General features: G+C 55.8%; 9 protein-coding genes. 4 read left to right on the top strand and 5 right to left on the bottom strand.

Features of this window, described 5'->3' with window-relative positions; translation table 11 throughout:
• The 4 genes from HP459_RS16780 to lldP all read right to left on the bottom strand — a co-directional run.
• The coding region (locus HP459_RS16780) for an MFS transporter (RefSeq protein ID WP_171936513.1) at window positions 1–888 on the bottom strand (888 nt) is incomplete at its 3' end.
• 179 nt (window positions 889–1,067) lie between these two features.
• Window positions 1,068–2,255, bottom strand: coding sequence for an FMN-dependent L-lactate dehydrogenase LldD (gene lldD, locus HP459_RS16775; protein ID WP_022649770.1), 1,188 nt, complete (start codon window positions 2,253–2,255; stop codon window positions 1,068–1,070).
• Complete coding sequence (gene lldR, locus HP459_RS16770; RefSeq protein ID WP_023298877.1) at window positions 2,252–3,025, bottom strand: transcriptional regulator LldR; 774 nt, start codon at window positions 3,023–3,025, stop codon at window positions 2,252–2,254. Before lldR ends, lldD begins: the two co-directional genes overlap by 4 nt.
• Window positions 3,022–4,677 (bottom strand): L-lactate permease, encoded by a 1,656-nt coding sequence (lldP, locus tag HP459_RS16765; protein ID WP_171936512.1) that lies wholly within the window; start codon window positions 4,675–4,677, stop codon window positions 3,022–3,024. The genes lldR and lldP overlap by 4 nt, the downstream gene beginning before the upstream one ends.
• A 1,099-nt stretch (window positions 4,678–5,776) precedes the next feature.
• On the opposite strand from lldP, the gene HP459_RS16760 reads away from it, so the two are divergent.
• From HP459_RS16760 to HP459_RS16745, 4 genes are read left to right on the top strand one after another with little or no spacing between them, the layout of a single operon-like run.
• Window positions 5,777–6,358, top strand: coding sequence for a fimbrial protein (locus tag HP459_RS16760; protein ID WP_003860173.1), 582 nt, complete (start codon window positions 5,777–5,779; stop codon window positions 6,356–6,358).
• Window positions 6,359–6,388: 30 nt separating this feature from the next.
• Complete coding sequence (locus HP459_RS16755) at window positions 6,389–7,063, top strand: molecular chaperone (protein WP_171936511.1); 675 nt, start codon at window positions 6,389–6,391, stop codon at window positions 7,061–7,063.
• 4 nt (window positions 7,064–7,067) lie between these two features.
• Entirely contained in the window at window positions 7,068–9,548 is a 2,481-nt protein-coding gene (locus tag HP459_RS16750; RefSeq protein WP_032626981.1) for a fimbria/pilus outer membrane usher protein, read from the top strand.
• A gap of 9 nt (window positions 9,549–9,557) precedes the next feature.
• Window positions 9,558–10,652, top strand: coding sequence for a fimbrial protein (locus HP459_RS16745; RefSeq protein ID WP_023307173.1), 1,095 nt, complete (start codon window positions 9,558–9,560; stop codon window positions 10,650–10,652).
• 31 nt (window positions 10,653–10,683) lie between these two features.
• Here the strand turns inward: HP459_RS16745 and HP459_RS16740 are convergent, their stop codons facing one another.
• Window positions 10,684–11,046, bottom strand: coding sequence for a YibL family ribosome-associated protein (locus HP459_RS16740; RefSeq protein WP_022649764.1), 363 nt, complete (start codon window positions 11,044–11,046; stop codon window positions 10,684–10,686).
• Between the last annotated feature and the right edge of the window lie 112 nt (window positions 11,047–11,158).

Genomic DNA, 11,158 nt, shown 5'->3' with positions numbered 1-11,158 from the left:
GGCGGATTCCGCCAGCGCATACCCCATCCCCTGCATCAGCGTTGGCATCCAGCTCAGCAGGACGTAATAAATCACCAGTCCCATAAAGTAGGTGACCCACAGCATCAGGGTGCCGGGCAGCCAGGGCATGGAAAACAGCTGCGACACGCTGCCTTTTTTCGACGCGGCCTTCTCCTCCGCCAGGAAAAAGCCCGTGACGCTATCCAGCGTGCTGCGGGCGAACCGGCTGGCGATGCGGCGAACCTGCGCGACGTCTTTCCCGCGCTGCACCAGAAACTTCACCGACTCCGGCAACAGCAGCGCCAGCAGCACCGTTAAAATCAGCGGCGCAATCGCGCCGGTCAGCAGCACGCTTCGCCAGCCATGGTGAGGGATAAGCCAGGACGAGATCGCCCCGCCGCCCGCCGCACCCAGCGGAAAGCCGCAGTACATGGTGTTAATTGCCATGGCGCGGCAGCGCTGGGGGGCAAACTCTGAGATCAGCGTGATGGCGTTAGGCATCGCGGCGCCCAGCCCGAGACCGGTCAGAAATCGCCACAGCGTCAGGGTATTCAGACTTTGCGCCCAGGCCGTGCCCAGGCTCGCCAGGCCGAAGAACAGGCATGAAAAGACCAGTACGCGCTTGCGTCCCATACGGTCCGATACCGGACCTGCAATAAGAGCTCCCAGCGACAGCCCCAGTAGCGCCGCACTCAACACCGGCCCCAGATCCTGTTTATGTATTCCCCACTCCGCCGACAGCGTAGGCGCAATGTAACCCATCGCGGCGGTATCGAAACCATCGATCGCCAGCACCAGAAAGCCCAGCACAATAAGAAGCCAGTGAAACCCTGAAAAAGGACTCTCATCGATCACCTGCTGAATATCCACCCGACCTGAATACGTCATACGTTCCCCTCCGATGTGATGTTGTTTTTGTGTTCTTGTATTTGCTTGTCTATACAATTGCGGAGGGCAGGCTGTGTCAAATTTTCTTATCCAGAATGTTACGCAGGTGTTATTTTCGACAAAAAAAGCGCCCGAGGGTAAAGCCGGGCGCGGAAGAAGGGGAGGCTAACCGGGGGAGATCATGCCGCGTTTCCCTGAGAAAGGGGGGCCAGCGCCGCAGGCAGCTTACTGAGCTCCTGCACCAGAGAGTCTTTGCTGATTTCACCGATTGTTTTCGCACCGGTCAGGGTCATCGCCACCTTCATCTCTTTCTCGATCAGGTTCAGCAGATTCGCCACGCCCGCCTGGCCGCTGGTGGCCAGCGCGTACAGGTAAGCACGGCCCAGCAGCACACTGTCTGCGCCCAGGGCAATCATGCGTACCACGTCCAGCCCGTTACGGATGCCGCTGTCGGCCAGAATCGCAATATCGCCTTTCACCGCATCGGCAATGGCTGGCAGGGCGCGGGCGGAGGAGAGCACCCCGTCAAGCTGGCGGCCACCATGGTTAGAGACCACGATCCCATCGGCACCAAAACGCACCGCGTCGCGCGCATCTTCCGGATCGAGGATCCCTTTGATCACCATCGGGCCGTCCCAGAATTCGCGGATCCACTCCAGGTCTTTCCAGGAGATGGATGGATCGAAGTTGTTCGCCAGCCAGCCGATGTAATCTTCCAGTCCGGTCGGTTTACCCAGGTAGGCCGAAATATTGCCCAGATCGTGCGGACGGCCATTCACGCCGACATCCCACGCCCACTGCGGGTGCGTCACCGCCTGCCAGTAGCGGCGCATCGCGGCGTTCGGACCGCTCATGCCGGAGTGCGCATCACGGTAGCGTGCGCCGGGCGTGGGCATATCGACGGTAAAGACCAGCGTAGAGCAGCCCGCCGCTTTGGCGCGCTCAAGGGCGTTACGCATAAAACCGCGATCGCGCAGGACGTAGAGCTGGAACCACATCGGGCGCTTGATGGTCGGGGCGACCTCTTCAATCGGGCAGACGGACACGGTGGAAAGGGTAAACGGAATGCCTTTGGCATCTGCGGCGGCGGCGGCCTGCACTTCGCCCCGGCGGGCATACATGCCGCATAAGCCGACGGGCGCAAGCGCCACCGGCATGGAGAGCGTCTCGTTAAACAGCTTCGTCTCAAGGCTCAGGTCAGACATATTCTTCAGCACGCGCTGGCGCAGGGCCACTTCCGACAGGTCCTCCACGTTGCGGCGCAGGGTATATTCGGCGTACGCCCCGCCGTCAATGTAGTGGAACAGGAATGGCGGCAAAATGCGCTGTGCCGCGGCGCGATAGTCACTGGCTGCGGAAATAATCATGCTTTGTTCTCCCTGGAAATATCACTCTCGCCAGGCAGACGGGTAATACGCGCCTGTCGGGCCTGATCTTCATCGAATCGTTTAATGGTGGTATGCACGAAGCCGAGATGCGCCATCATCGCCTTGCGCGCGGCCTCGGCATCACCGGCCAGAATGGCGTTGAGCACCGCCTCGTGCTGTTCGGTCAGTTGGGCAAATACCGGCGGCACCAGATACATGCGCTGGCGGCTCTGCTTCACGGAGGATTGCAGCAGGTCGAAGAACCCGCGCATGGTTTGCAGCAGAACCACGTTGTGCGAGGCCTCGGCAATCGCGAGGTGAAAACGCACGTCCGCCTGGGAGGCGATGTCCGGGTCGCTGCTTTGCGTGGCCTCAAAGCAGGCTTTGAGCTTCTCTTTGTCGGCCTCGGTTGCCCGCATCGCCGCATGCCACGCGGTGCTGGTTTCGATGGCGTGGCGCGCTTCGAGGATGTCAAAGCTGTAGTCCGGGTCGTTTTCCATCAGCGTCTTAAGCGGCTGCACGATGTTTTGTTCGGACCAGTCGTCATGCTGCCAGCGCACGAATGTGCCGCCGCCTCGACGGCTCAGCAGCACCCCTTCGCTGACCAGCGTCGCCAGCGCCTCGCGCAGTGAATTGCGCGACACGCCAAGCTGGGCGGCAAGCTGACGCTCGGCGGGCAATCTCATGCCCGCTTCCAGCTGTTGTTCTTCTATCAGCGCCCGTACGCGAGTGGCAATCTCGTCGGACAGGCGTCTGGGCATCACTATCATGGAATCATCCAGGTTAAGACATAGGCCTGCAATGTGGTGATCACGCCCACCATGCAGGTAAATATCAGGCTGTGTTTAACGGTAAAGCGGAACAGATCCGACTCTTTGCCTACCAGCCCCACCGCGGCACAGGCAATGGCGATGGACTGCGGTGAGATCATCTTCCCGGTCACGCCGCCGGTGGTGTTCGCGGCGACCAGCAGCACGTCCGAGACGCCAATCTGCTGCGCGGCTGTGGCCTGTAGGGCGGCAAACAGGGCGTTAGATGACGTATCTGAACCGGTCAGGAACACCCCCAGCCAGCCGAGGAACGGCGAGAAGAAGGTAAACGCGTGGCCGGTATGCGCCAGCGCTAACGCCAGCGTCGACGACAGGCCGGAGTAGTTCGAAATAAACGCGAACGCCAGCACCATGCCGATGGAGTAAATCGGCAGCATCAGCTCTTTAATCGTCGCCGCAAAGGTCTGCACCGCGGCGGCAGGCTTCATGCGCAGCCACACTACGGAAAGGATAGCGGCAAACAGGATGGCCGTGCCGGTGGCTGAGAACCAGTCGAACTTAAACACTGCCGCATATGGCGTGGCGTCGTGCACCACCGGCGGCATACGGGCGACCATCTTGTCGAGGAACGGCACGGAGATATTAATCACCATGTCGTACAGCGCGCCGCCCGGGGCAAACAGCGCCTTAAACGGCGGAATGCTCCACAGCGTCACGGTGGCGGTCAGGAACAGGAACGGTGACCATGCGCGTACAATCTGTCCGGCGGTATAGCCGGTGCGCGCCAGCGTCTGATCCACGTGTGATGCGCCCATGTCAGCAAAGCGGAAGATACGTACCGGCTGCCAGCGTTTCAGGAACAGCGTCAGACAGACCAGCGACACCAGGGAAGAGATGATGTCCGGCAGTTCCGGGCCGAGGAAGTTGGAGCTGAGATACTGGGCAATGGCGAACGAACCGCCCGCTACCATCACCGCAGGCCAGGTCTCCTTCACGCCGCGCCAGCCGTCCATAATCGCCATGATCCAGAACAGCACGATAATGGTCAGGAACGGCAGCTGGCGGCCCACCATCTGGCCGATCTCGAAGCTGTCCAGCCCGGTCACCTGGCCCGCCACCAGAATAGGAATGCCCATCGCGCCAAACGCCACCGGGGCGGTATTCACAATCAGGCACAGGCCAGCGGCATACAGCGGGTTAAAGCCCAGACCGACCAGCAGGGCGGCGGTGATGGCCACCGGTGCGCCGAATCCTGCCGCCCCTTCCAGAAATGCTCCGAAGGAGAAGCCGACGATCAGCATCTGCAAACGCTGGTCCGGCGTGATGGAGAGAATCGACGAGCGAATAATGTTGAACTGCCCGGTTTTGACCGAGATTTTGTAGACAAAGACGGCGGCGATGATGATCCACGCAATCGGCCACAGTCCGTAGAAGAAGCCATAGACGACGGAGGCCAGCGCGCGATCGACCGGCATTTTGTAGAAGAACAACGCCACCATCAGGGCGATGGCAACGGTATACGTCGCGGCGAGGTAGCCCTTCAGCTTGAGCTTAATCAGCGCAAAGAAGAAAAACAGGATCGGTAGCGATGCGATCAGGCTCGACAGCCAGATATTTCCGGCCGGATCGTAGTTTTGTTGCCAGAGGCTCATGCAGGTCTCCTGAGGACCACACAGGTGTTCGTCGGGTGAGTCTCTGCTCATCTCTGCGTCACACTTAGTGTAAAAGTGGTCCTTCCAATATTGTGATGTAGGGTTAATGACAACAAATGGTTAACCAAGTGTTGCTATTCAGCAATTGTTTTGTGAAGTGGAGCATCGAAATTGTGAACGATGGATAGCTTTGTGCGTGATTGGTAGGACCAAACCCGCAAAATCAAATCACCGTGTGCGTTGGGAGCGGTGGTCAGGTGGAGAGCCTTACATTCGCCTTTTAAGCAGATACGGCGCGTAAAAGAGGTTATATAAAAAGGAGAGGTGATAATGTTTCGTGAATTTAATGAGGTTTGTTTGTTTTATTTGTGTTTTTGAGAAGCTGTATATGTGTGAGCAGAGTGATATATTTCCTATAAATAAAAATTTTTTTTGGTTAAAAATGCGAAATCTAAGCTGTAGCAAAAAATTTTAATTAAGGTAAATTTCACATATAGATTTTAACAGTGTATTACAAACGATCAATTGATGATCGATAAAGAAATATCCTGTTCAATTGTGGTTTTTCAGGATAAAGGGTAAGAATTTTGCGCTGAACAGACATTTTTTGGCTAATAATATTCTGAAATAAATTGATCAAACAATGATCAGTTAACTCTCTTGTAATTTAGTTGCGGTATTAAAAGCAGATTAATAATTATTAGGGCAATCGAAAGGGGTTAAATTTGTTAGCTGAGTGTTAATTTCTGAGTGTTTACAGACGCGGCATATTGCTTTTCAATGCGTAGACGTTAAAAGGCATTTGATTTACTATTTATTCAGAAGCAACGTAACAGAAGATTTTAAATTTATTACTAACCACAACGTATTCAGTGTTATTTTCGGCCAGAAGTCATTCCTCAGTTGAAGGATATCTGTGTATGGCCTTCTGAAAATATACGGATTATCACCATGGGATGGACCCTGCTTTATTCTATAAGGTCGCGTCACCCATTCTGCTAAAAACCTTTCGGTGGCGTTTTTAAATCCTTATAGCGGTTATTGTACCTGGTACAACAAGTCTATATCTGTTTAATTTACAGAGGGGAAAGTGTTCCAAATGAAAATCAAAAATGTGGCGCTGGCGATTGCCGCGGCGGGGCTGCTGTTATCTTCTCAATCAGTACTGGCAAGCAGTGATTCTGGCGTTAATGCTTCTCTGGATACCGGTGCGGGTTCGCAAAGTACGGGCGGGGTGATCAATTTTACCGGGAAGATTACCCTTATTTCCTGTGATATTACTCCGGCCTCTAAAAACAAAACGGTAGACCTTGGGGCGTGGGCAAAAAGCTACTTTGACGATCACAACGAAACGACGCCGCGCGAGTTCAAAATCAACGTGGAAAACTGCCCGGAGACGGTTGAATCGGTTGCGGTACTGTTTGACGGAACCAAAGATACGGTGAATGACACACTGCTTCAGGTTACGCCAGGTGAAGGTATGGCGACGGGTGTCGGCGTGAAGCTTTATAACAGCGATCGCAGCACCGCGATTAAACCGGGTACGGTATCTGAAACAACCGCACCGGATGATGAAGGCAATGCTGAATTAACTTTCTATGCCGCACTTGACAAAGATGGCACGGAAATCAACGCCGGCGATGTTAACGCCGTATCCAACTTCCTGATGGTTTATAACTGATTTCACTGTCAGCCACCTCCAGAGATAATAATGATGAAACGTTTATCGTATATTATGCTCACTGCATTAATGGTTAGTTCTGCGTCAGTTTCCGCTGGCGTTGTAATGGGGGGAACACGGATCGTATACCCGCAAAACAGCAAGGAGGTGGCATTTTCTGTTTCTAATATGGAAAGTGCGGTTCCCTATCTTATTCAGTCGTGGGTTGAAGGCGATGGGCCGGATAAAAATAACGCTGCGCCATTTATTGTCACACCACCTCTGTTCAGACTTGATCCGGAGCAGACCAACACGCTGCGTATTCAATATACCGGCGCTCCGCTGCCCACAGATCGTGAATCTGTATTCTGGCTCGATATTAAAGCGATTGCGCCAAAGCCAAAAGAGAGCAGCAACGAATTACAAGTTAACGTTAAATCGAAATTTAAAATTTTCTACCGCCCGGACAACCTTAAAGGGGACGCTGCCACTGCCTGGCAGAAAATAACGTTTTCGCGGACGGGAAAAGGGCTTAAGGCCGCCAACCCGACGCCATACTACGTCTCTTTTTATCGACTGTCCGTTGGCGGGCATAAAATTGAGCAGCCGGGCATGATCGGTCCAGGGGAAATCCGCGAATGGCCTGTGTCCGCCTCCGGGGGCGTAAGCTGGTCGGCTATTAATGATTTTGGTGCCATCACCGCCACTCACACCCAGCCTCTTTAAGACCATGCCTTTTCGCCTGTTTCGTTACGCGCCGCTTTCGGTGTTGCTGCTTAGCTTCAGCCGCACGGGGATGGCCGAGGATTACTTTGATCCCGCCGCGCTGGAGCTTTCCTCTACTGAACAGAAAACGGCGGATCTGCACTATTTCTCTGAAAAGGGCGGGCAGATGCCAGGCACCTGGCTCGTGACGCTGGAGATTAACGGACGCGAGGAGCGGCATCAGGAGATCACCTTCGTCAATGAGAAAGGCAGCCTGCAACCCGTTTTTAGCGTATCGCTGCTGGAAGCGCTTGGCGTAAATGTAGGGGCCATTCCTGCATTCTCCCGGTTGCAGGAGGGAGAAACGTTCACGCACCTCGAGGATTTTATTCCGGCAGCGCGAACCTCTTATGATTTCAACCAGCAGCGTCTCTTTCTCAGCCTGCCGCAGGCGGCAATGAAACACCGCAGCCGTGGCTACGTGCCGCAGTCGCAGTGGGACGATGGTATCCCGGCGGCATTTACTGATTACAGTCTGTCGGGCGGTCAGGCCCGTCATCAGAGCGGGGTCACGACATCCAGCTATCTGAGCCTGCGTAACGGCATCAATCTGGGGGCGTGGCGGCTGCGTAACACCTCGGCCTGGAGCTACAGCGACGCGGGCGGCGACCATTTTCAGTCGCAAAGTAGCTGGCTGACCCGGGATATTCGCCGTCTTAACAGCCAGCTACGGATCGGCGATGCCTGGACCGCAGGCGACGTCTTCGATAGCGTGGCGTTTCGCGGGGTACAGCTCTCATCAAGCGAAAGCATGTTGCCCGACAGCCAGCGCGGCTTCGCACCAACCATCCGCGGCGTCGCACACAGCTTCGCTAAAGTCTCCGTTTCGCAAAATGGCTATGTGATCTATGAAACCTGGGTGGCCGCCGGGCCATTTATCATTAACGATCTGTTCCCGGGCGCACAAAGTGGCGATCTACAGGTTACGGTCACGGAAAGTGACGGCTCAACGCGCGTCTTTACCCAGCCCTATTCTGCGGTGCCGTTTATGCGACGCCAGGGCAGCCTGAAATACAGTCTCAATGCAGGACGATTTCACTCCGGCTCCGGTGATGCGCGTTCGCCCGAATTTGTTGAAGGCGCTTTCTTCTACGGTCTGCTCTCCAGGATGACGGTGTATGGCGGCTTTCGTACGGCGAGCAACTATCAGGCCGGTGCAATTGGCGTAGGCAGAGGGTTTGGCGCATTTGGCTCGCTGGGTATTGATGATACGCTGGCAAAAAGCCGTTTACCCGACGGCAAAAGCGCGATGGGGCAGGCGTGGCGCATTCAGTACCAGAAAGATTTCAGCGCTACCGGCACCGCCTTCAACCTGGCGAGCTATCGCTATGCCTCGCGCAATTACTACGAATTTAGTGAACTGAATCAGTCTGACAGCCAACAGCTGCAACTCAATAATCGCCGTAGCCGCTCGCAGGTCACTTTTTCACAGACGCTGGGTCAGTTCGGCAGCCTCAGCGTCTCGGCATGGATGCAGGATTACTGGCATACGTCCGGGCAGGATAAAACCATCCACATTGGCTGGTACACCAGCTGGCGGGGTATTTCCTGGGGCGCGGGGTATGACTACACCGACTCAGCGCTTGAGCAGCATCCCGATCGCACCGTGTCGTTTAACGTCAATGTTCCGCTTGGCAACTGGCTGCCGGGCAGTTCGGTCAGTTACTACGCCAACCACAACAATCGTGGGATGACCACGCAGCAGGTGTCGCTCAACGGCAGCGCGCTGGCGAACCGCAACCTGAATTACAGCGTTCAGCAGAGTAAGACCAGTGAGGGAGAGGCCGACAGCACCAGCCTGGCGCTGCAATACAACGGTGGCTACGGCAACGTCAGCCTCGGTTATGACCACAGCCGAAACGGTAGCAACGCGAGTCTTGGACTCGCCGGAGGCGTTATCGCCACGCAGTATGGCGTCACGCTTAGCCAGCCGCTGGGCGATACCGTCGCCCTGCTGCGCGTGCCCGGCGCGGCGAACGTTGAGCCGGAGGGCTACAACGGGATCCATACCGACAGCCGCGGCTATGCGGTCATGCCAACGCTCTCGGCGTATCGCAAAAATACCGTCAGCCTTGATACGGCGACGCTGGGTGAGAACGTCGACATTGAGCAAAGCGGTCTGACGCTCATTCCCACCAGCGGCGCGGTGGTGCTGGCCAATTACACAACCCACATTGGTTATCGCGTTCTGTTTTCCCTGCGCTACCACGGCGAACCGTTGCCGTTTGGCGCGCAGGCTGAAGTGGTGGAGCAGAACCGCCATTCTGCAAACCGAAGCATGGTCGCTGACGGCGGTCAGGCCTACCTGAGCGGGGTACCAGAGCGCGGCACCCTGCGCGTCACCTGGTATGAAAACGGGGAGCAGCAGCAATGCCAGACACCTTTCAGACTGGGGAAAGCTCATATGGCTCCCGGTATCGCCACGCTGTCCGTTGAGTGCCATTAGAGGAATATCATGCGTCGTTTTATTCACTGGTTTTTCTATCTGAGCCTTCTTTCGCTTTTTGGCATGCTGAGTTTTCATGCCCATGCTCAGACTTCACCTTGCCGCACCACGCGCGATCAGTGGGTCGTTCAGGTGCCTTATGCCATTGGGTATGCGCCCGGCACGGCTGACTGGACGCCGATATCTGCGCCGATACAGTCTACCGGGGCAGATTTCTACAGCTGTGATGGCGGGAATGATGCCTGGCGTAGTATCGGCTTTGTCGACGTGGATAACCCCGTCGGCACCGTGGTGGGTGAAGACGGTGCGTCGCGGCACGTCTACAAAACCCAGATTGACGGCATCGGCTACGCGCTCGGGTTTCGCGAGCAGCAGTACTGCGGCGCCGATGCGATACGCTATATTGACGGCACAAGTCAGGTGAATGGCAATGAGTCCCGGCGCATTTGCGACGCATCGCAAAACCCCGCCTTTGCCAGCGCCTCAACGTACAAAATGCAGTTCTGGGTGGTGTTTTACAAAATCCCGACGACCAGCGCCATGCCTGACGATAACGCCAATTCCCAGGAGCAAAATGTCGGCTCGCTGATATTGCAGGCGGGAGAAAATCAAGCCAGCGCCACCAACGTGGCGACACCGGTACAGATCCATCTCGCCAGCTTCACCGTCAGGCGTACCAGCTGTTCAGTGGGCTCTCGCAGCATTCTTGTTCCCATGGGGAGCGTGAGCCAGCGTGAATTTCACGGCATCGGCTCCCGTGCCGGAGGCGGACGCTTCAGCATTCCGGTGACCTGTGAAAATAACACGGCGGTTAAGATGGGTTTCTTTGGCGATACCACGCCGGGCAACGATCGGGCGCTGGCGTTGACGAAGCAGGAGGATAGCGCCAGCGGTGTCGGGATCGAACTGCTTTACGGTGACAATACCGGTTCGGTTCAGGGGCAGGTGGTATCGTGGAACACCCCTCAGGTGTCAGCGCTTGGCCAGGTGGGGGATAACCAGACGCAGACCTTCTGGTTTGATGCGCATTACATTCAGACGGAAGAGAACGTAACGGCGGGAAAAGCGGATGCGATGGCCACGTTTAACCTGATTTACAACTGAGTTTCCCCTGCGCAGCGGCAGGGGAGAGCGATCAGAACGCGGTCTTACTAAAACCCGTCATCTCTTTCAGGCCCATTTCGCGGCCAAGCTCAGTCATCGGGTGCACCACCACCAGGCCACGGACGCTTTTCTTCAGCTTGCCCATGTCGGCCTGCTCTTTTTTGGTGATCGCGCGGCGATGCGGCATGTTCATCAGCTTCTGCGCCTCTTTACTCAGCTTCTGGCCTTTCACATCGCGCAGGCGCTCAATTTCCGCCTCCAGCTTCACGGACTCTTTTTCCAGCTCGGCATATTTCTCGGCGGAATCAACAAGGGAGAGGCCAGCCATTTGATGGCGGATCAGATCCAGACGGTCGCTCAGGCGTTTAATTTCGTTCTTTTCGACTTCTTTCATGACAAATAACTCTGAAAACGGGGAATTTACAGGGAAGGATACACCAATGTGTGCGGGCTTACTTCTGAAACGCTTTTTTTAAGCTGATTTTAGAAATCAGCTCAGTCAGGGA

Origin of the sequence: Enterobacter sp. CM29, from assembly GCF_013179605.1 — a bacterium.
Classification (GTDB): Bacteria; Pseudomonadota; Gammaproteobacteria; order Enterobacterales; family Enterobacteriaceae; genus Enterobacter; species Enterobacter intestinihominis.
Note: the sequence above shows the minus strand (reverse complement) of the source record. Positions and strands in the feature narration are given on the sequence as shown.

Bases quoted from the DNA above. Each gene is read 5' to 3' on its own strand.
- lldD (WP_022649770.1), bottom strand. From the start codon at position 2,255: ATGATTATTTCCGCAGCCAGTGACTATCGCGCCGCGGCACAGCGCATT.
- lldR (WP_023298877.1), bottom strand. From the start codon at position 3,025: ATGATAGTGATGCCCAGACGCCTGTCCGACGAGATTGCCACTCGCGTA.
- lldP (WP_171936512.1), bottom strand. From the start codon at position 4,677: ATGAGCCTCTGGCAACAAAACTACGATCCGGCCGGAAATATCTGGCTG.
- HP459_RS16760 (WP_003860173.1), top strand. From the start codon at position 5,777: ATGAAAATCAAAAATGTGGCGCTGGCGATTGCCGCGGCGGGGCTGCTG.
- HP459_RS16755 (WP_171936511.1), top strand. From the start codon at position 6,389: ATGATGAAACGTTTATCGTATATTATGCTCACTGCATTAATGGTTAGT.
- HP459_RS16750 (WP_032626981.1), top strand. From the start codon at position 7,068: ATGCCTTTTCGCCTGTTTCGTTACGCGCCGCTTTCGGTGTTGCTGCTT.
- HP459_RS16745 (WP_023307173.1), top strand. From the start codon at position 9,558: ATGCGTCGTTTTATTCACTGGTTTTTCTATCTGAGCCTTCTTTCGCTT.
- HP459_RS16740 (WP_022649764.1), bottom strand. From the start codon at position 11,046: ATGAAAGAAGTCGAAAAGAACGAAATTAAACGCCTGAGCGACCGTCTG.